This is a genomic window from Streptomyces sp. NPDC007084, assembly GCF_040703595.1.
Taxonomy (GTDB): Bacteria; Actinomycetota; Actinomycetes; order Streptomycetales; family Streptomycetaceae; genus Streptomyces.
On sequence record NZ_JBEYFY010000001.1, the window covers coordinates 1 to 20739 of the forward strand.

General features: G+C 73.5%; 11 protein-coding genes. 6 read left to right on the forward strand and 5 right to left on the reverse strand.

Going from position 1 to position 20739, the window contains the following annotated elements:
* Positions 1-633: 633 nt before the first annotated feature.
* Positions 634-1182 (reverse strand): MarR family transcriptional regulator, encoded by a 549-nt coding sequence (locus AB0912_RS00005; RefSeq protein ID WP_366695033.1) that lies wholly within the window; start codon positions 1180-1182, stop codon positions 634-636.
* Positions 1183-1366: 184 nt separating this feature from the next.
* Between AB0912_RS00005 and AB0912_RS00010 the strand changes: the two genes are divergently transcribed.
* Complete coding sequence (locus AB0912_RS00010; protein WP_366695665.1) at positions 1367-2659, forward strand: MFS transporter; 1293 nt, start codon at positions 1367-1369, stop codon at positions 2657-2659.
* Positions 2660-2832: 173 nt separating this feature from the next.
* Here the strand turns inward: AB0912_RS00010 and AB0912_RS00015 are convergent, their stop codons facing one another.
* Positions 2833-4491, reverse strand: coding sequence for a SpoIIE family protein phosphatase (locus tag AB0912_RS00015; RefSeq protein ID WP_366695036.1), 1659 nt, complete (start codon positions 4489-4491; stop codon positions 2833-2835).
* Positions 4492-4621: 130 nt separating this feature from the next.
* Positions 4622-5986 carry an NAD(P)/FAD-dependent oxidoreductase gene (locus AB0912_RS00020; protein ID WP_366695038.1) on the reverse strand — a complete coding sequence of 455 codons (1365 nt, stop codon included), beginning with the start codon at positions 5984-5986 and terminating at the stop codon, positions 4622-4624.
* A gap of 372 nt (positions 5987-6358) precedes the next feature.
* Between AB0912_RS00020 and AB0912_RS00025 the strand changes: the two genes are divergently transcribed.
* Positions 6359-7132, forward strand: coding sequence for a helix-turn-helix domain-containing protein (locus AB0912_RS00025; RefSeq protein WP_366695040.1), 774 nt, complete (start codon positions 6359-6361; stop codon positions 7130-7132).
* A gap of 503 nt (positions 7133-7635) precedes the next feature.
* Complete coding sequence (locus tag AB0912_RS00030) at positions 7636-9774, forward strand: sigma-70 family RNA polymerase sigma factor (RefSeq protein ID WP_366695042.1); 2139 nt, start codon at positions 7636-7638, stop codon at positions 9772-9774.
* A gap of 243 nt (positions 9775-10017) precedes the next feature.
* On the opposite strand, the gene AB0912_RS00035 is transcribed toward AB0912_RS00030, so the two are convergent.
* Positions 10018-13563 carry a BTAD domain-containing putative transcriptional regulator gene (locus AB0912_RS00035; protein WP_366695044.1) on the reverse strand — a complete coding sequence of 1182 codons (3546 nt, stop codon included), beginning with the start codon at positions 13561-13563 and terminating at the stop codon, positions 10018-10020.
* A gap of 354 nt (positions 13564-13917) precedes the next feature.
* Positions 13918-15999 (reverse strand): asparagine synthase-related protein, encoded by a 2082-nt coding sequence (locus AB0912_RS00040; RefSeq protein ID WP_366695046.1) that lies wholly within the window; start codon positions 15997-15999, stop codon positions 13918-13920.
* 834 nt (positions 16000-16833) lie between these two features.
* On the opposite strand from AB0912_RS00040, the gene AB0912_RS00045 reads away from it, so the two are divergent.
* From AB0912_RS00045 to trmB, 3 genes are all read left to right on the forward strand, one after another.
* Positions 16834-18255: an MFS transporter gene (locus AB0912_RS00045; RefSeq protein WP_366695048.1), complete on the forward strand. Its 1422-nt coding sequence runs from the start codon at positions 16834-16836 to the stop codon at positions 18253-18255.
* A 345-nt stretch (positions 18256-18600) separates the two neighbouring features.
* Positions 18601-19836, forward strand: a complete 1236-nt coding sequence (gene lhgO / locus AB0912_RS00050) for an L-2-hydroxyglutarate oxidase (RefSeq protein ID WP_366695050.1) — start codon at positions 18601-18603, stop codon at positions 19834-19836.
* A gap of 27 nt (positions 19837-19863) precedes the next feature.
* Complete coding sequence (gene trmB / locus AB0912_RS00055) at positions 19864-20700, forward strand: tRNA (guanosine(46)-N7)-methyltransferase TrmB (RefSeq protein WP_366695052.1); 837 nt, start codon at positions 19864-19866, stop codon at positions 20698-20700.
* Positions 20701-20739: the final 39 nt, after the last annotated feature.

The following is a 20739-nucleotide window of genomic DNA, read 5'->3' on the forward strand; positions in this document are numbered from 1 at the left end:
GACACCACGAGAGCGGAACCAGAGGGAGGAATAATCCCTCGGTTCACAGCGTCCTCGCTGTGCGCCTGCCCCAATGAAGGAGCAGGACTTTTTCAAAGGAACCTCGTCCCAGCCGATCGGCCGGAGACGGGGTATCAACATATCTGGCGTTGATTTTTGGCACGCTGTTGAGTTCTCAAGGAACGGACGCTTCCTTTGTACTCACCCTCTCGGGCTTTCCTCCGGGCGCTTCCCTTCGGTCTTGCGTTTCCGACTCTATCAGACCGTTTCCGTATCCGATTTCCTCGGCGCTTTCCAGGTTTCCGCTTTCGCGTTTCCCTTTCCGGCGAGTCCGACTCTATCAGATCCTTTCGGGCCTGATTCCCAGTCAGCGGGGTTTGCCTTCCCGGCTGTTGGGCCGTTCCGACGTCCCAAACTTTAGCGGATCCTGCCGGCAGTTCCTAATCGGGCTGCCAGGTCCAAATCGAATTCAATTCGGGCACGCCGAATTCAACCCGAGTGGGAGATCGTACTGGTGGTTTGGGTGCCGCGTCCGCGGCGGATGTGCTGTCGCAGAACCGTTCCGGCCCCGTGGCAACTCGAAGAACCCTACGGATCTGGAGAGGCAGTGTCAACCCCTGCCTGTCAAGATCTTTAATCCAGGTCGCTGAGCCGGCCGCCGGCGTCCGGCTGGGCGTCCTCGACGCGGCGCAGCAGCCGGGTCAGCACCTCTCCCAGGACACCGCGCTCGTCGGCGGAGAGGTCCTGGAGCAGCTCCTCCTCGAAGACCGTGGCCATCCGCATCGCCTCCAGCCACTTCTCCCGCCCCTCGTCCGTCAGCTCGACGATGACGCGGACCCGGTTCGACTCGTCCCGCTCCCGGGTGACCAGGCCCTCGCCGACCATGCGGTCGATGCGGTGGGTCATGGCGGCCGGGGTCAGGCCGAGGCGCTTGGCCAGCTCGCTCGGGCCCAGCCGGTAGGGGGCGCCGGCCAGTACGAGGGCCTTGAGGACCTCCCACTCGGCGTTGCTGATGCCGAGGGCGGCGGTCTGGCGGCCGTAGGCGACGTTCATCCGCCGGTTCAGGCGGGACAGCGCCGAGACGATCTTCTCGACCTGGGGGTCGAGGTCCTGGAACTCGCGCTGGTACGCGGCGATCTGTTCTTCGAGGGTCGGCTCGCTGACGCCGGGGGTGTCGCCCATGGCCCGAGTATGGCACGGCACCGCTTGGCGTCGAAGTCCTTCGAGGTGTAGAGTTCAACTTCGAACTTTAGCTTCGAAGTCTTCAGGCCTGCATCCATGCGGGGGAACGTGTCGTCAGGACGCCGCCCCGCCGGAGCGGGCCACTGCGGCTTCACGACCAAGGCAGGTGAAAGTGACCAGGGCGATGGGCGCGGCGATGCGCCGGATCCACGTGGGCAACGCACTCAGCGCGTTCGGGCTCGGCTTTACCGTCCCCTTCCTCTACGTCTATGTGGCGCAGGTGCGGGGACTCGGCTCCATGACGGCGGGCATCGTGCTCGCCGTCTTCGCCGTGGCCGCTCTCGTCGTGCTGCCCTTCGCCGGGCGGGCGATCGTCCGGCGCGGCCCGCTGCCGGTCCTTCTCGTCGCCCTGCTCACGGCCGCGCTCGGTGCGCTGAGCCTCGGTCTGGCGAGCGGCGCGACGACCGTACTGCTGTCGGCGGCGGCGCTCGGTGCCGGTCAGGCCGTGATGCAGCCGGCGCTCGCGACGATGATCGTGGACTGCTCGACGGCGGAGACCCGGTCCCGGGCGTTCGCGATGCAGTTCTTCCTGCAGAACCTCGGGCTCGGCGTCGGTGGTCTCATCGGCGGCCACATCGTCGACACCAGCCGCGCCGGCTCGTTCACGCTGCTGTTCGCGATCGAGGCGGCGATGTTCCTGCTGCTCGTCGTGATCATGGCGACGGTGCGGATGCCGCGCGCGCCGCGGATCGGGGAGAGCGCCCCGCGGGGCAAGGGTGGCGACTGGAAGCAGTTGCTGGGCAACCGGGCCATGGTGCAGCTGTCCGTGCTGGGCTTCGTGCTGTTCTTCGCCTGCTACGGCCAGTTCGAGTCCGGGCTCTCGGCCTACGGTGTCGAGGCGGCCGGCATCTCCACGTCCGCGCTCGGTACGGCGATGGCGGCGAACACGGCGATGATCGTGGTCGCGCAGTTCGCGGTGCTGAAGTTCGTGGAGCGCCGCAAGCGGTCCCGGGTGATCGCCGCGGTCGGCCTGATCTGGGCGGTCGCGTGGCTGGCCGCCGGTTACGCGGGCCTCGGGCACGGCAGCCAGACCATGGCGACGGCGGCCTTCGTCTCGACGTACGCGCTCTTCGGGCTCGGTGAGGCGATGCTGTCGCCGACGGTCGCTCCGCTGGTGGCCGATCTGGCGCCGACGGGCATGGCGGGCCAGTACAACTCGGCGTTCGCCCTGGTGAAGCAGCTCGCGCTGGCGATCGGTCCCGCGGTGGGCGGTCCGATGGGGGCGTCGCTGCACGGCCCGTACGTCGCGGTGTTCCTGCTGTTCTCGCTCGGCATCACGTTCCTCGCCGTGCGGCTCGGGCGGCAGCTCACCCCGGTGCAGAACCAGCCCTGGCTCGCGAAGAGCCGGGTGGTCGCGCAGGGCGGGGCTCCGACGGAACCGACGGAACCGGCGGAACCGGCGAGGGCGAACGCCTGACCCATCGGCGCATGAATCGTCGGCAGCCGAGCCATCGCCGCATGAACCGTCGGCCCCGACCCCTCGGCGCCTCAACTCTCGGCGCCTGAACCGTCTCGCATCCGACTCCTCGGGCACCCGGCCCGGCAAGCACCCGGTCCCTGGCAGGCGACTGCCTCAGGGGCCGGGTGCCGTCAGTTCTTCTTCGGGCGGGGCAGGGCGAACTCGCACCACACCGCCTTGCCGCCGCCCGGTGTGCGGCGCGTGCCCCAGCTGGAGGCGATCGTGGCGACGATGGCGATGCCCCGGCCGGCCTCGTCCGCCGGTTCGGCGCGGCGGCGGCGCGGCAGGTGGTCGTCGCCGTCGGTCACCTCGACGATCAGGCGGCGGTCGGTGCGGCGCAGCCGCAGCCGCATGGGCGGGGTGCCGTGCTGGAGGGAGTTGGCGACGAGTTCGCTGGCGGCCAGCACGCCGAGGTCGTGCAGCTCGGCCGGGAAGCGCCAGCTCGTCAGCACGCCGGAGGCGAAGGCACGCGCGCGTGGGGTGGCTTCGACTCCGCCGAGCAGCTCCAGGGCCGCGTTGCGGAACAGCTCGCCGTCGTGGCCGGTGCGGGAGGGGTGCTGAAGGACGAGGACGGCCACGTCGTCGTCGTGCTCGGCGGTGACGCCGGCCGCGCGGACCAGGCGGTCGCAGATCACCTGGGGCGTGCCCGTGGCGCCGGCCAGGGCGCGCTCCAGGGAGGCGATGCCCTCGTCAAGGTCCTCGTCGCGGCGCTCGACCAGGCCGTCCGTGTAGAGGACGGCGGTGGAGCCGGGGCCGAGGGGGACCGAGCCGGAGGTGTGGATCCAGCCGCCGGTGCCGAGCGGCGGGCCGGTCGGCTCGTCACCCCGCGCGGTGGTGCCGTCCTCGTTGCGCACCAGGATGGGCAGGTGCCCGGCGGAGGCGTAGACCAGCCGTCCCTCGTTCGGGTCGTGGACGGCGTAGACGCAGGTGGCGATCTGGTTGGCGTCGATCTCGGTGGCGAGGCCGTCGAGGAGCTGGAGCACCTCGTGGGGCGGCAGGTCGAGGCGCGCGTAGGCGCGGACGGCCGTGCGCAGTTGGCCCATGACCGCCGCGGCGCGCACCCCGCGGCCCATGACGTCGCCGATGACGAGCGCGGTGCGGCCGCCGCCGAGGGTGATGACGTCGTACCAGTCGCCGCCGACCGCGGCCTCCGTGCCGCCGGGCAGGTAGGTGGCGGCGATGCGCAGGTCGTCGGGCTCCTCCAGCTCCTGGGGGAGCAGGGAGCGCTGGAGGGTGACGGCGGTCTCGCGCTGGCGGCGCTCGCTGGCGCGCAGCCGCTCGGCGGCCTCGGCGTGGTCGGTGACGTCGGTCGCGAAGATCAGGACGCCGCCGCCGTGGTCCCCCGGGGTGCCTTCGACGGGCGTGCACGTGAACGTGTACGAGCGGCCGGTGGACACCTTGCGGGACTTGACCGTGCGGGGCTTGGCGCTGCGCAGCACCTGGTCGAGGAGCGGGAGCAGGCCGAGCGCGTCCAGCTCGGGCAGGGCCTCGCGGGCGGGCGCGCCGACCGGCCGGGCGCCGAAGGCTGCGGTGTACGCGTCGTTGACGTAGGCGACGCGGTGGTCCGGGCCGTGCACGAGGGCCACGAGCGCGGGGACGCGGTCGAGGACCTGGCGCGCCGGCAGTTCGTCGACGCCGAGTCCGGCCGGCGTGTCGTCGGTGAGCCGCTCGGCGCGGGCCGCGGGCACGGAGCTTTCCCCGCGCCGGTCCGGGACGGCTGTGTGCTCGGTCCGCGCTGCGGCGCGGCGCTGCGTTCCGGGGAGCCGGGCGCTCCAGCGCGTGAAGTTCACAGTGGGGAAAGCCTCGTGGTAGAAGGGCGAGCGGTGCGCCCGCCCAAAGTCGTGGACCAGTCTGGCAGTCTGACCGACCGGGCCGACATCCTTCAGACGCCGCCCCAGCCGGTGGAGTTCCTGCGTCCGGTCAGGACGACCCCTTCGGGTCGGTAGGAGGCTTTCCACCGGCCGCGAGTTCGAACTCCGCACGGGGATGTTCGAGTGAGCCGAGGGAGACGATCTCCCGCTTGAAGAGACCCGCCAGGGTCCATTCGGCGAGCACACGGGCCTTGCGGTTGAAGGTGGGCACCCTGCTGAGGTGGTAGACGCGGTGCATGAACCAGGCAGGATAGCCCTTCAGTTTGCGCCCGTAGACGTGTGCGACGCCCTTGTGCAGGCCCAGGGAGGCGACCGAGCCGACGTAGGCGTGGGAGTACGTGTCCAGGGGTTCGCCGCGCAGGGTGTGCGCGAGGTTGTCGCCGAGGACCTTCGCCTGGCGTACGGCGTGCTGGGCGTTGGGCGCGGTCTCCTTGCCGGGCCCGGCGGTCACGTCGGGGACGGCCGCCGCGTCTCCGGCCGCCCACGCGTGCGGGGCGCCGTCGACGGTGAGCTGAGGGGTACACAGGAGCCGGCCGCGCTCGTTCAGCGGGAGGTCGGTGGCGGCGAGGATCGGGTGCGGTTTCACCCCGGCCGTCCAGACGACCGTACGGGTGGGGAAGCGGGCGCCGTCACTGAGGACGGCGACCCGGTCGGCGCAGGAGTCGAGGCGGGTCTCCATGCGTACGTCGATGTTGCGGCGGCGCAGTTCGGAGACGGTGTACCTGCCCATCTCCTCGCCGACCTCGGGGAGGATGCGGTTCGAGGCCTCCACGAGAATCCACTTCATGTCCTCGGGCTGGATGTTGTGGTAGTACCGCGCCGTGTAGCGGGCCATGTCCTCCAGTTCGCCGAGGGCCTCGACGCCCGCGTAGCCGCCGCCCACGAAGACGAACGTCAGGGCGGCGTCGCGGATCGCGGGGTCGCGGGTGGAGGAGGCGATGTCCATCTGCTCGATGACGTGGTTGCGCAGCCCGATGGCCTCTTCGACGGTCTTGAAGCCGATGGCGTACTCGGCGAGTCCGGGGATCGGCAGGGTGCGGGAGATCGAGCCGGGCGCCAGCACGAGTTCGTCGTACGTGATCCGCTCCTCGCCCGCGCCCTCCTCCTCGGTGGCGAGGGTGGTGAGCGTCGCGGTGCGCTTGGCGTGGTCGATCGAGCGGGCCTCGCCGATGACGATCCGGCACTGGTCGAGGACCCGGCGCAGCGGGACGACCACGTGGCGCGGGGAGATGGAGCCCGCGGCGGCCTCGGGGAGGAACGGCTGATAGGTCATGTACGGGTCGGGGGAGACGACGACGATCTCCACGTCGCCCCGTCTCAGCTCGGCCTTCAGCTTCCGCTGGAGACGCAGAGCGGTGTACATCCCGACGTAGCCGCCGCCGACCAAGAGAATGCGCGCGCGTTCCTTCACCATCCCATGACGCACCCCTGTCCGGAGTTTGTCCACAGCCCCGTCAATTTGTGTGACCGGTCGCGGACAACGTACGGAGTTGGCCGGTTTGCCCGAGTCCAAGGGAGAAGGCCAGGTCACGGTGGGCGAGGGGGGTACTCGGAGGGGGGTCAACCGGGACGTACCCGGCCCGTACTCCGATCGGGGGGCGCTCCGTGCGGAACCTGCCCCTTCTGAATTGACTCCCACTCAACTATGTTCGTCTGTCGACGGGGTGTAGGGGGATGCGCTCGGTGGGTCCGCACGAGGGCCCGCGCACAAGCTTGTTCCGCTCGCTCCGGCTGTCGATGGCGGGGAGAGTCTCCGGGGGGAGACGTCATTACCGGGGGAACGCTTATGCATATTCAGGACTCTCATTGGTCCACCGCGTCGGCCATCGCGCCGGGCGGCGGGGCCGGCGCGGCGGGTGGGAACGGACGGGGGCCGGTGGACGGACCGCGCACGACCCCGCTGCGCGTGGACGCACAGCGCAATCTCGAACACGTACTGCGCGCCGCGCGCGAGGTCTTCGGCGAGCTGGGCTACGGCGCGCCGATGGAGGACGTCGCGCGCCGCGCCCGGGTCGGTGTCGGCACGGTGTACCGGCGCTTCCCGAGCAAGGACGTCCTGGTGCGCCGCATAGCCGAGGAGGAGACCTCCCGGCTGACCGACCAGGCGCGCTCCGCGCTCGGCCAGGAGGACGAGCCGTGGTCGGCGCTCTCGCGCTTCCTGCGGACGTCCGTGGCCTCGGGTGCCGGACGGCTGCTGCCGCCGCAGGTGCTGCGGGTCGGCGTCGCGGAGGACGGTTCGGAGGCGGACGGGGCGCGGGTGCCGCAGCAGCGGTCCCAGCTCGCGCCCGACCTGCGGCTGGTCGAGCAGCGGCCCGCTCCGGAGGACGAGGTGATCGCGGAGGTGGACGACGCCGGCGCGGCGGCCCTCCTCGACGTGGTCGGCCGGCTGGTCGACCGGGCGCGCGCGGCGGGCGAGTTGCGTGCCGACGTGACGGTGGCGGACGTGCTGCTCGTCATCGCGACGGCGGCGCCCGCGCTGCCGGACCCGGCCCAGCAGGCGGCTGCCTCGGCCCGGCTGCTGGACATCCTGCTGGAGGGGCTCCGCTCCCGTCCGGCGTGACCGGCGCCGGGGCAGGTCGCCCCGGCATCTCCATCCGGCGTGGGTTCACCGGGCGCACCGCCCCGGCGAACCCACGCCGTCCGCGTTCCCGGCCACCTCGCGCGGCCACCTCGCGCGGCCACCTCACGCGGGCGCCTCGCGCGGACGTCTCACACGGGCACCTCGCGCGGGCGGCTCAGGTGGGCATTCCGCACGGGCGCCTCGGACATGCGCCTCACATGAGGGGCGGGGCGAACGTCTCGTACGGTCGCGCTTTCCGTACGTATATGGACTCCTCGCACGTACCGGGAGCCTTCGCCTTATCCGGGTCATCCCGGGCGGGAGGTCAACTCGCTTCGGCAAGGAGGCCGTTGACCTTTCCCCGAACGGGTGAGGATTAGTACTGCCGAACGGCAAATCCCCTCGGACGAGTGGTTGGTCCGGACGAACCGGCACCGCTTCGGGCACCTGTGGCACTCTGTCCCGGTATTCGGGTCCGAGTGTGCAGGCGGGGGCTTTCCGCGATGAGCGTTGACGGGCGGGACGAGTCCCTCGGCGAGAGTGGCGCCGACGGCGGCACGGAATCCGACGGTGCAGCGCCGCGACAGGTGCCGAGCCAGGGCCGCCCGCGCGGCGGCGGCTCCGCCCACATCCCGTCGCCCGGCCCGCCGGCCGACGCCGCGCCCGCTCCCGGCACGGGCACCGGATCGGCCGGGCCTTCCGAAGCCACCGGGCCTGCCACGAGCGCCGGGTCCGGAGCGGTATCCGGTGCCGTATCCGGTGCCGACGCCTCGCCCGGGTCCGGCCCGTCCGGGGCCGACGCGCCCGACCCGAGTGTTCCTCCCCAGCGCGACCGGTTCGACCGCCGCGACCCCGGTGTGCTGCCGCCGCCGGTGGACACGCCGCCCTCCGACGCCGACCTGATCGAGCGGATGCGCGCGGGCGACGACACCGCCTACGAGGAGCTGTACCACCGGCACTCCGACGCCGTCCGCCGCTACGCCCGCACCTGCTGCCGTGACGCGCACACCGCCGACGACCTCACGGCCGAGGTCTTCGCCCGCATGCTCCAGGCCGTACGCGGCGGCAGCGGGCCCGAGCACGCCGTCCGCGCCTATCTCCTCACCACCGTGCGACGGGTCGCCGCGAACTGGACCAAGACCGCCAAGCGCGAGCAACTCGTGGACGACTTCGCGGTGTTCGCCGCGCAGGCCGCCCGCGGCTCGGAGGTCTCCGACGACGACACCCTCGACCTCGGCGCGGACGTACGGGCCATGCACGAGGCCGAGCAGTCGATGGCCATGCAGGCCTTCCGCTCGCTGCCGGAGCGCTGGCAGGCCGTGCTGTGGCACACGGAGGTCGAGGACGAGTCCCCCAGCGAGGTCGCCACGCTCTTCGGGCTCGACGCGAACGGCACCCGCGTCCTCGCCAGCCGCGCCCGCGAGGGCCTCAAGCAGGCCTACCTCCAGGCGCACGTCAGCACCACGCTGACGATGGACGAGGAGTGCGCGCGCTACGCCGACCGGCTCGGCGCCTACGCCCGCGGCGGCCTGCGCACCCGCGCCGAACGGGGCCTGCGCAAGCACCTGGAGGAGTGCGCCAAGTGCCGGCTGGCCGCGGGCCAGATCAAGGAAGTCGCGAACGGTATCCCGGCGGTCGTGCCGGTCGCGGTCATCGGCTGGTTCGGCGCCGCCGGATACGCCAAGGTCATGGCTCTGGTCGCCGGGGGCGCCGGAGCGGGCGCGGCCGGAGCGGCGGGCGCGGCCTCCGCCGCGAGCGGCGGCTCGGGGGGCGCGAGCGCCGGGGGCGGTGCGGCCGCCTCCGAGGGGGTCGGCGCCCCGGTCAAGGCCGGGATCGCCGCCGGTGTCGTCGCGGTGGCCGCCGCGGCGGTGGCGCTCGCCCTGGTCGGCAACGAGACCGCGGCCAAGCGGCCCGAGGCGCGGCCGGCCGCCTCGCCCGCCGTCGAAGCTCCGCTGCCCTCCCCCACGCCGCCCAAGAAGGCCGACGCGCCCGCGCCGCCCGCCCCGCCCGTCCTGCGAGCGCCCGTGCCCACGCCGGTCCCGCCGCACTCGGCGCGGCCGAAGCCCGCCCCGAAGCCGAAGCCGTCCCGCACGCCGCCCCCGGCCCCGGCCCCGGCGCCCGAGCCCACGCCGACCCCCGCCCCGCCGAAACCCACCCCGACGCCCACACCGCCCCCGGCTCCCGAGCCGCCCCCGCCGCCGCCCGCTCCGGTCGTCTACCAGTGGAGCGAGCTGGACTACGGCGTGACCGGCGACCACACCAAGCCCGAGATGCGGCTCGGCGAGAGCAGCTGGGTGTGGCAGCGCAGCGGGGTGTCGATCGCGAACACCGACTACGCGCACGGGGTGACCGTGCACGGCAGGTCCTCCGTCACCATCGACCTCAACCGCCCCTGCACGGCGTACGACGCGATGGTCGGCGTCGACGACCTGACGCTGGGCCTCGGGAAGATGCGGTTCGCCGTCTATGCCGACGGCGTCCCCCTCTGGCGCTCACCCGTGATCGAGGGCGGCGACCGGGCGGTGCCCGTCCATGTCGACCTCACCGGCCACCGGACGATCCGCCTGGTGGTCGAGCCCCACAGCCCGTTTTCCTCGGCCGCCCTGGGCGACTGGGCGGAGTCGAAGTTCCTCTGCCAGTAGGCTCCCCGCCCTTCCCGCCGGGTGCCGGAACGTACCTGCACGGGCGGGAGGGCAGCCCGGCTGAACACCCGTGCCGCGTACGGGACTTCGGCGGGACTCGGGGTGGCCTGCGCGAGCCGTTCGGCCAGGTCTGCGCCTCCGGGGGCCCAACAATTCCCTGGGTCCCGGAAGTTCCGCAGGCCCGGCTACTCCCGTAGGACCGCAGCCTCACGGCCCCGCCCCCCCATGGACCCGCCAACTCCCCTACCCGGACGGAAACTCCGCGAGCGCCCCGACAAGATCCCTCTGCGCCTCCGTCTTGCTGTACGCGGCTCCCCTGGCGCGCTCGGACTCGTAGTGTTCGGGGCCAAGAGCGGCCAGCGCCCTCGCTTGGATGCGATCCGCCTCGGCGCGCTCGCGGTCGGGGCGGGGGTGGCCGGCGCGCCAGCAGGTGCCCGCGGCCAGCAACCGGGTCGCCGCCGCGTGGGCGCCCAGCTCGGCGAGGAAGGCCGCCCCGGCTTCGACCAGTCCCGCGACCACCACGTCCGCGCAGCGCTCCTCCACCGCCTCGCGCACGGCCGCGCACAGCTTCCGCAGGCCGAGCGCGGGGCCGGACTCGGCGGTCGTGATGATCGCGTCGACCCAGTTCAGCGCGGCCATGAACTGCGGTGGCGGGGTGCCCCGGGAGCTGTCCTCGCGTGCCTTCCTCCACAGCTCGCGGGCCGGCTCGATCTGCCCTTCGTCCAGAGCGATCTGGGCACGGAGCAGATTGACGAAGGCGCGGGAGTCCATGACGCCGTACTGGTCGGCCGCGGTGCTCGCCTCGTCGAGCATGGCCCGGGCCTTGGCCGGTTCCCCCGAGCGGTAGGCGACCTCGGCGAGCCGGGCCAGGAGGAACGGTGTCTCCGCGTACGCGCCCACCTCGAAGGCGAGCCGCAGCGCCTCCGCGTACTCCTCGCGCGCCTCGGCGAAACGGCTGCGGGCCATCGCCGCCTCACCGGCCGCGCTGCACACCTGGGCGCGCATCCAGCGGTCGCCGACCCGCCGGCTGAGCACGCGCAGCTCCGCCAGGTCGTCGTCCACTCCGGTCATCCCGCCCGGGGCATCGACCACGACATGCGTACGGAACATCAGCGCGACGCCGATCTCCCACTCACCGCCGTAGGCACGGCAGTTGGCGACAGCGGCGTCCATCGCGGACCGCATGTCCTGCGTGGTGCCGAGGAAGAACGCGGCGAGCGGCCAGATGATCCCGGGCATACGCGCCGCGTCCGGGCCGCCCTTCTCGAAGACGGCCCGCACGCCCTGCACGTACTCCCGCGTCCGGCCGTCGTCCCACTCGTCCAGCGGGACCACGTCCACCTTCATGAACAGGTGGAACATCCGCAGCCGCATCCGCATGCGGTATAGCGGGTGTTCCTCGGGCTCGCGGTGGTCGAGGAAGAAGGCGACGGGGTCGACGTCCGCCAGCTCGGACAGGAGGCCGCCGCAGCCTGTTCCGGGAGGGTGGTCCCCGGCCGACGGGGTGGCTTTCCGGGTGTCGCGCCACGCGCCGAGTCTCAGGACGAGGTCCATCCACTCCATGCCCTCGTGGCGGAAGTTGCGCAGCCACCAGAACCAGCTCATGGCGAGGACCAGGGCGCCTGCCTCCTCCTCGTCCGCGGTGAGGAGCGCGCGGTGCAGGGCCGCCCTGATGTTGTCCAGCTCGGTCTCCAGGCGCCTCACCCAGGGGAGTTGGTGTCCCGAGCGGAGCTTCGGCTCGGCCTCCTCCACCAGGGAGCGCACCCAGGCACGGTGCCGCCGCTCGGCCGTGGCCCGCAGCTCGGGAACCTCCGCCGCCCGCTCGCCGGCGTACTCGTGGATGGTCTCCAGCAGGCGGTACCGCATCCCGCCCGCCGCGCCGTCGGCCGTGTCGTGCGGGGTGGCGACGACGAGGGACTTGTCGACGAGCGCGCCGACGAGATCGGCGGCCGGGCCGGTGCACACGGCCTCCGCCGCCACCAGGTCCCAGCCGCCGGCGAACACCGAGACCTCGCGGAGGACGGTCCGCTCCTGCTCGTCCAGCAGGTCCCAGGACCAGTCCACGACGGCTCGCAGGGTCTGCTGGCGGGGCAGCACCGTGCGGCTTCCGGAGGTGAGCAGGCGGAAGCGGTCGTCCAGGCGGTCGGCGATCTGCCGCGGGGTGAGCAGCCGCAGCCGGGCGGCGGCCAGCTCGATGGCCAGGGGCAGACCGTCGAGCCGGCGGCAGATCTCGTCCACGGCCGCCTGGTCGGGGAGCGCGGCCGCGGCGTCGGGACGGACGACCGAGGCTCGCTCCATGAACAGCCGGCGCGCGGAGTCGGGCGGGAGCGGCTCGACGGGACGGACCAACTCGCCGGGCACGCCCAGGGGTTCACGACTGGTGGCGAGGATCGTGAGCCCGGGGCAACGGGTCAGCAGTGTCTCGGCGAGTTCGGCCGCCGCTTCGATGACGTGTTCGCAGTTGTCAAGGACCAGGAGTCGGCTGCGCGTCGCGCAGTACTCGACGAGGAGCGCGACCGGGTCGGTCTGCGCCGTCGTCATCTCGTTGGTGATCAGCGCGGTTTCGCGCAGACCGAGGGCGCTGACCACCGCGCCCGGGACCGCCTCGGGCCGGTCGAGCGGGGCCAGCTCGACCAGCCACGCCTGCGGAAGCCCGGCGGCGGCTTCCTCGGCGAGGCGGGTCTTTCCCGAACCACCTGGTCCGGTCAGCGTGACCAGGCGGGCCCTCTGCACATCCGAACGGATCGCGCCCACCTCCGGTTCCCGCCCCACGAACGAGTTAAGGCGCGGACGGATGTTGCCGGTCGGCCGGTCGCGGGGCAGGTCCGCGGAGCCCGGCGGGACAGCCACCCCGGACCGCACACCGCCCTCGGAACCATAGATTCCGGAACCAGCACCGGCACCGGCACCGGCACCAGCACCAGCACCAGCACCAGCACCAGCACCAGCACCAGCACCAGCGGAACTCTGCCCTCCGGAACCGTCACTCCCGGAACCGTGGCCTCCGGAGCCGGCACGCCCGGAACTCCTGCCTCCGGAACCGGCACCCGCGCCCTCCCGCCCCTGAGCACCCCCCTGGTCCAGCAACGCCGCATGCAGAGCGCGGAGTTCCGGCCCCGGGTCGGCGCCGAGTCCGTCCGACAGCGCGCGGCGCACCTCCTCGTACGCGGCCAGCGCGTCCGCCCCGCGGCCCGCCTCGTACAGGGCGCGGATGTGCAGCACGTGCAGCGCCTCGTCGTACGGGTGCTCCGCGGTCAGCTCCTTCAGCTCCGGTACGAGGTCGGCGGCGCGGCCGAGCCGCAGGTCCGCCTCGACGCGGCTGCGGGTCGCTTCCAGCCGGAGGGCCTCCGGGCGGGTCGCCGCCGTGCGGTCGGGGAGGTCCGCGAGGGCGGGGCCGCGCCACAGGGCGAGGGCCTCGCGGAGGCGGCTGGCGGCGGCGGGGGCGTCACCCTGGTCCAGCGCCGTCCTGCCCTCGGCGACGAGGCGCTCGAACACGTACAGGTCGACGTCCTCGCGGGTGGCGTGGAGGCGGTAGCCGCCGGGTTCCGAGGTGATCGTGTCCTTGCCGATCGCCCTGCGGAGGCGGCCGATCAGGGCCTGGAGGGCGGCCGGCGCGTCCTGGGGTGGGTCGTCGCCCCACACCGCGTCGATCAGGGTGTCCTGGCCGGTGGTTCGTGAGGGGTGGCGGGCGAGGGTTGTGAGGAGGGTGCGGAGGCGGGGGCCGCCGGGGGTCAGCAGGGTGCCCCGGTCGTCCTCCACCTGGGTGACCCCCAGAATCCTGTACCGCACACGCCCATTCTCCCCGCCCCCGCGCTCCCGGGTCACGCCCTCCCCCGGCGAGCCCGCCGGCCCGCTGCCCGTACCCCGCCACGCCACAACGTCTTTCGCCCCCTCCGCCCCTACCCGTCCCGCACCCGGGGGGCTCCGCCCCCCCCGGCCCCCCGCTCCTCAAACGCCGGAGGGGCTGGATTTCCTGCCCGCATCCGGCGTAAGGGGCCGTGCCGGATCGAGCAGCCTGGTGTTCCTCACCCACGTCTGATCCAACGGCGACGGACGGATGTACTGGCACGGCCCCGACCCCCCCCCACCGGAGCCAACCCACGACGGCCGACGCAGCGCGGTGCGGCGCGGTGCGGCGAACCCTCAGCGGCGCTCCAGCGCCCGCCCCTCCCGCACGATCCCCGCCGGGACCGCCCGCTGGCGGGCCGGCGTGCCCGTCCAGCAGGTGCCGCGCCGGGCGAGCAGGCGGCGGAGCCAGACTTCGAGGGCCACCAGGTCGGCCAGCCCGTCGAGCGGCACCGGCGCCCCCTCGGCGGCGGAACGCAGCGCCTTGCGGACGACGCGGGCCTCCACGAGCCCCGCCTGCGCGAGCAGCGGCGTGTCGAAGAGGTCGACCAGGGAGTCGACGGCGACCCGCAGCCCGGTGCGCGCCGCCGCGGCGGCGGAGGCATGGGAGGGCGCACCCCACCCGGGGGGAAGATCCGCCACCCCGGCCCCCTCCAGCACCGTACGCAAGATCGCCGCCCGCGCCCCCGGCTGCACCCGCAGCGCCTCGGGCAGCGCACGGCAGGCCCGGACGACCTGGTTGTCGAGGAACGGCGTGTGCAGCCGCTGGAAGCGGATCTCGGCGGCCTGCTCCAGGATGCGGACGTCCGCGGCGTGCCGGGCGAGCGCGGCGCGGGCGCGGAAGTCGCCGGGCCGCTGCCCGGGGCCGACGTTGAGGCGCCCTCCGACACCTCCCAGGCGAACCGATACTTCAGCCAGCGCCTCGCCGGTCAGCCACCGCGCGGCCGGCCCGGGTCTCGCCCAGCTCAGGGCGGCGAGCGAGGCGCCCACCGCGCCGCCGGGCTCGTCGAACCGCCGGTGCAGCAGGCGGTCGGCGAGGCCGTCGACGCCGGTGCGGTACGGGGTGCGGGCGAGTTTGCGGGCGGCGCCGTACACGCGCGCGGGGACCATGACGGAGCCGTCGGCCTTGGTCAGCGCGGCGACGGGCCGTACCAGGTGGCGTCTTTTGCGGTCCATGAGGAGATCGGCGAGCCGCGCGGGGTGGGCGTCGAGGACCTGCCGCGCGCCGTAGCCGGTGAAGTGGTCCGCGCTGCCGGAGGCGAGCCGCGCGCGGTGCCGGGCCGCCGTCACCAGGGAGGAGGCGGGCTCGTCGGTCAGGGGGCCGTCCAGGTCGGCGTAGGGCAGCGTCCCCTCGCCGCCGGCGACGACGACGTGGTGCAGCCGGGGGTTGGCGGCGAGCGCGCCGGCCCGCTCCACCTCGGCTTCGCGGCCGGGGACGGCGAGGTCGTTGAAGGTCACGGCGAGGAGCCGCTCACCGGCGCCGGTGCCGTGTCCGAGGACGGTGCCGGGCGCGCCGGGCAGCCCGGCGGCGAGCAGGGCGAGGGTGGCCGAGGCGGGCCCTCCGGAGAGGTCGGCGCCGATCCCGGGGACGGGCATCCCGCGCGCGGCACGCCGTTCGGCGGGTCCCATGCCGGGCACGGGCCCGGGGTCCACGTCGGCGCCGGGCACATGGCGGGGTGCGGAGAGCCGGGTGCGTACGGCCTCCACGAGGGCGTCCCGTACGGCGTCGACCGCGCGGTCGGGGTCGGCAGCGGGCGCCGCCACGGCGAGGGAGGCGACAGGCTCGTAGCCGGCGATCTCGCGGGCCCCGGCGCGCAGGATGAGGGTGTGCCCCGGAGGGACGCGCCGGACGCCTTCGTAGGGGGTGGAGTCGTGCACGGCGGCCGGTACGTCGGGGGCGGCGAGCAGGGCGGCGAGGTGCCCGAAGTCGAGGTTGGCCTCGATGAGGTCGGCGAGCGGCAGCGCGGCGGTGGCGTACGCCGTACCGCCCGCCCAGGGGGTGTAGAACACCGGCCGGGCGCCCGCGAGATCGCCGCAGACGGTGACGCGGCGGCCGGCCTGGACGACGGCGGTGTAGCTGCCGGGCCAGTTGGTGAGGTGGCGCAGCGCTCCGCCGCGCGCGGCGAACAGGCCGACCCGCAGCTCTTCGTCGGAGGCGCCGCAGGTGCCGAGGACGGCCATGCGGTTCTCGGCGTCGGCCTGGACCACCCGTACCTCGTCAGGGCGCCAGTCGCCGACGGCCCAGAGCGGATCGGGGTCGCCCCACAGGAGGTGGGAGCCCACGGGGTGCACGGTCTCGCCGTCGTTGCCGGTGGCGCCCGCCGAGCCGATCTCAGGCGCTCTGGCGACGGTGCTGCTCCACCCCACCAACCATCGCATCGCCGCCTCCACAGGCTGTGGACAACCAGTGCACGTACGAACTCGGCACCATGCTGCCACGAAGGAAGCGTGCGGGAGGGCCCCTGCGGCGGCTTGCGCTCCCCGAAGTGCGCCCCCGTGCATCCGCTCGCGCCGCCACAGGGTGTCACACTTCCGACAAAAGCCGTCCTCCATGGGGGACTTCACGGGGTGGCGCGTGGCCGGACCGCCACGCCCGGCCGAACGGGCGCCGCGCCCCACGCGCTTCTCCGGACCCCGGCCGAACGGCCCGCGCGGGCACCGCACTTGTCCGGGGCCCGGCTCCCGGCGGGCCACCCCGCACCCGACGGGCCGACGTGAATGCGCCCCCGATACGCTCCCCCAAGACGCCCTTCGCGCCCTCAACTGCGGTAGTGAGAGGGCTGATCACCCGCGGAAGCGACCGTCGATTTTCGGCCAAATCGACGCTGGCTGGACACCTTCGGACACGCTCCGTACAGGCCCTGCGCACCGCTTCCCAACGCACAGTCCGGGAGGCGGAGTTCGCCTCCCGGACCGGTCCGCCGCCCGCGGGGATGTAGGCGGCGGTGTCCCCCAGCCCACTGGATCCAGTACAGCGGGCCGACCCACGCACGATCCATGGAAGCGCTCCCCCGGTGGCCGGAGAAGAGCGCACGCACGGGCGCACGGCCACACACCAGGAGCACGCCGCGACCGTCCGTACAGTCGTACGGACCACAATCCCGCCAACCGGACCTACGCCCCTTAACGCTGGGGATCGGGCGAACTACGCTGGGTTTACGAATGCCGCGTGGTTATGCCAGTGCGGCAGCCGTCTGTGTCGAGGGGTGGCGCATGTCCAGGGAGCAACGCGGGCCGAACGAAAAACTCGGCGCCGTTCTCGCCCTCGCGGGAATCAGCAACGCAGGACTCGCGCGTCGCGTCAACGACCTTGGCGCTCAACGCGGGTTGACTCTTCGCTACGACAAGACGTCGGTGGCGCGCTGGGTGTCAAAGGGCATGGTGCCGCAGGGTGCCGCGCCCCACCTCATCGCGGCGGCCATCGGCCAGAAGCTCGGCCGTCCGGTGCCGCTGCACGAGATCGGCCTGGCCGACGCCGACCCGGCGCCTGAGGTGGGTCTCGCCTTCCCCCGGGACGTCGGGCAGGCGGTGCGGTCGGCGACCGAGCTGTACCGTCTCGACCTCGCCGGGCGCAGAGCCGGCGGCGGGATCTGGCAGTCGCTGGCCGGTTCCTTCGCCGTGAGCGCCTATGCGACCCCCGCGTCCCGATGGCTGATAACCCCGGCCGACAGTTCGGTGGCGCGCGACGTGAGTCCCGGTGAGGACTCCGGAGCACCGCTGAAAGTCGGCCACAGCGATGTGCTGAAGCTGCGGGAGGCAGCCGAGGACGCCAGGCGCTGGGACTCCAAGTACGGAGGCGGCGACTGGCGTTCGTCCATGGTGCCCGAATGTCTGCGGGTCGAGGCGGCTCCGCTGCTGCTCGGCTCCTATTCCGACGAGGTCGGCCGCGCCCTGTTCGGCGCCTCCGCCGAACTCACCCGCCTCGCCGGCTGGATGGCCTTCGACACCGGCCAGCAGGAGGCGGCGCAGCGCTACTACATCCAGGCCCTGCGCCTGGCCCGCGCCGCCGCCGACGTCCCCCTCGGGGGCTACGTCCTGGCCTCCATGTCCCTCCAGGCGACCTACCGGGGCTTCGGCGACGAGGGCGTCGACCTCGCCCAGGCCGCCCTGGAGCGCAACCGGGGCCTCGCCACGGCGCGCACGATGAGCTTCTTCCGGCTGGTCGAGGCACGCGCCCACGCGCGCGCGGGTGACGCCCAGGCGGCCGGCGCGGCCCTGAAGGCGGCCGAGGGCTGGCTGGAGCGCGCCCGGGACGGCGACCACGACCCGTCCTGGCTCGGCTTCTACTCGTACGACCGCTTCGCGGCCGACGCCGCCGAGTGCTACCGCGACCTGAAGGCGCCCCGCCAGGTGCGCCGCTTCACCGAGCAGGCGCTCTCCCAGCCGACCGAGGAGTTCGTCCGCTCGCACGGACTGCGCCTGGTGGTGTCCGCGGTCGCCGAACTGGAGTCGGGCAACCTCGACGCGGCCTGCGAACAGGGCGTCCGCGCGGTGGAGGTCGCGGGGCGCATCTCCTCCGCGCGCACCACCGAGTACGTGAAGGACCTGCTGCACCGCCTGGAGCCGTACGGGGACGAGCCGCGGGTGGTGGAACTGCGCGAGCGGGCCCGGCCACTGCTGATGGCCCCGGCGTGAGCAGGGCGTAGCCACGGGAGGCCCGTCCCGCTGCCACTCTCGCCACCGCGCCCCGCCACCGCGCCCCGGCGAGAGCCGGCGGAGCCGCGCCGTGCCGGGAGCCGGGCGGCGGAAGCCCGTCACCGGAAGGCCCGCAAGGGAAGCCAGCCGGCGGGAACCAGGCGGCGGCAGCCGAGCAGCGGAAGCCGGGCGGCGGAAGCCAGGCGGCAGCCGAGCGGCCCGAGCCGGACGGCGGAAGCCATCCGCCAGGACTCAGCGGGGCGCGGGGGGCGCCGGGCTCGGAGCCCCGGCCTCGGCACGCGGCGGGGCGTGATTCTCGGGTTTGAGGGCATTGTCAGTGGCGCAGTGCACTATCGAAGCCGGGAGGTGGTGCGGGTGCGGAGTGCCTACGACTGCGATGTGCTGGTGATCGGCGGCGGAATCGTCGGCCTGTCGACGGCCTATGCCGTCACGCGCGCGGCGCCTGGCACCCGGGTCACGGTCCTGGAGAAGGAGCAGGGCCCGGCCCGGCACCAGACGGGCCGCAACAGCGGAGTGATCCACAGCGGCGTCTACTACCGGCCCGGCTCCCTGAAGGCGCGCTACGCGGTGCGGGGCGCCGCCGAGATGGTCAAGTTCTGCGCGGAGTACGACATCCCGCACGCGGTGACCGGCAAGCTGATCGTCGCGACGGAGAAGGCCGAGCTGCCCCGCCTGCACGCCCTGGTCCAGCGCGGCAGGGAGAACGGCATTCCGGTCCGGGAGCTGGGCCCCGCCCAGATCGCCGAGGCCGAGCCCGAGGTGCGCGGCCTCGCCGCCATCCACGTCGGCACCACCGGCGTCTGCGACTACGGGGCGGTGGCCCGCCGGCTCGCGGAGGCCTCCGGCGCCGACATCCGGTACGGCGCGGACGTCGTACGGATCGACCGGCGCCCCGGCCTCGGCGCCGCCGTCCGCACCGCCGACGGCACGATCGTGCGCGGCCGGGTCCTGGTGAACTGCGCGGGACTGCACTGCGACGAGACCGCCCGCCTCACGGGGGACGACCCGGAGATGCGGATCGTGCCCTTCCGGGGTGAGTACTTCACCCTGGCGCGGCCGGAGCTGGTCCGCGGCCTGGTCTATCCGGTGCCCGACCCGGCCTTCCCCTTCCTCGGCGTCCATCTCACCCGGGGCATCGACGGCAGCGTCCACATCGGGCCGAACGCGGTGCCCGCGCTGGCCCGGGAGGGGTACGGGTGGGGCGTGATCCGCCCCCGCGAGCTGGGCGCCACGCTGGCCTGGCCGGGTTCCTGGCGGATAGCCCGCCGCCACTGGCGGTACGGCGCGGGCGAGCTTCGGAGATCGGTGTCCAAGGCGGCGTTCACCGAGGCGGTGCGCCGGCTGCTGCCCGCGGTCACCCCGGACGACCTGCTGCCCGCCGCGGCCGGCGTCCGCGCCCAGGCGGTCCTGCGGGACGGCACCCTGGTCGACGACTTCCTGATCAAGGAGGGCCCCCGCACGGTCCACGTCCTGAACGCGCCGTCCCCCGCGGCGACCGCGTCCCTGCCGATCGGCCGCGAGGTCGCCCGCCGGGCCCTGGCCGCCCTGACGACGGACTGAACCCGCCCCCGTAAAATCGACGGCACTGTGTCTGACTTCCTCGACTCCTCCGAAGAGACCCGGCCCGCCTCCGCCGAGGACGGCTCGCCGCGTCACCCCCGCGCCAAGGGCGAGCCCCGGTTCCCCGACGGCCCGCGGGCCGACCCCGCCGGATCGCACTTCGAGCGGCGCATCCGCAGCTTCCAGCCGCGCCGGAGCCGGGTCACCACCGGGCAGGGCGATGCCTTGCGGCGGCTGTGGCCCACGTGGGGGCTGGACATCGACGGGCAGCGCACGCTCGACCTCGCGGAGCTGTTCGGGGCCGACCTGCCCGTCGTGCTGGAGATCGGCTTCGGCATGGGCGAGGCCACCGCGCAGATGGCGGCCGAGGACCCGGGCACCGGAATCCTCGCCGTGGACGTGCACACCCCCGGCCAGGGAAACCTGCTGGGCCTCGCCGAGCGCAACGGCCTGACCAACATCCGGGTCGCGAACGGCGACGCGATCATCCTGCTCCGCGAGATGCTCGCGCCCGCCTCCCTGGACGGACTGCGGGTCTTTTTCCCCGACCCGTGGCCCAAGAAGCGGCACCACAAGCGGCGGCTCATCCAGCCGGAGTTCCTCGACCTCGCCGCGACCCGCCTCAAGCCGGGTGCCCTCGTGCACTGCGCGACCGACTGGGAGCCGTACGCCGAACAGATGCTCGAAGTGCTGAGCGCGCACCCCGACTTCGAGAACACCCGGCCGGACGGCGGTTTCGCGCCGCGTCCGGAGTTCCGGCCGCTGACCCGTTTCGAGGGCCAGGGACTGGACAAGGGTCATGTCGTGAACGACCTCCTCTTCCGCCGCGTACCGCGCCGAGACCAGCACACTCCGGGCACCTGACCCGCGCGAAGCCGTCCGGCGTCCCCCGGTTCTCGCACA

What these genes read in the sequence shown, in the direction of transcription:
- AB0912_RS00005 (WP_366695033.1), bottom strand. Translation starts at nt 1,182, where the DNA reads ATGGGCGACACCCCCGGCGTCAGCGAGCCGACCCTCGAAGAACAGATC.
- AB0912_RS00010 (WP_366695665.1), top strand. Translation starts at nt 1,367, where the DNA reads ATGGGCGCGGCGATGCGCCGGATCCACGTGGGCAACGCACTCAGCGCG.
- AB0912_RS00020 (WP_366695038.1), bottom strand. Translation starts at nt 5,986, where the DNA reads ATGGTGAAGGAACGCGCGCGCATTCTCTTGGTCGGCGGCGGCTACGTC.
- AB0912_RS00025 (WP_366695040.1), top strand. Translation starts at nt 6,359, where the DNA reads ATGCATATTCAGGACTCTCATTGGTCCACCGCGTCGGCCATCGCGCCG.
- AB0912_RS00030 (WP_366695042.1), top strand. Translation starts at nt 7,636, where the DNA reads ATGAGCGTTGACGGGCGGGACGAGTCCCTCGGCGAGAGTGGCGCCGAC.
- AB0912_RS00040 (WP_366695046.1), bottom strand. Translation starts at nt 15,999, where the DNA reads ATGCGATGGTTGGTGGGGTGGAGCAGCACCGTCGCCAGAGCGCCTGAG.
- AB0912_RS00045 (WP_366695048.1), top strand. Translation starts at nt 16,834, where the DNA reads ATGTCCAGGGAGCAACGCGGGCCGAACGAAAAACTCGGCGCCGTTCTC.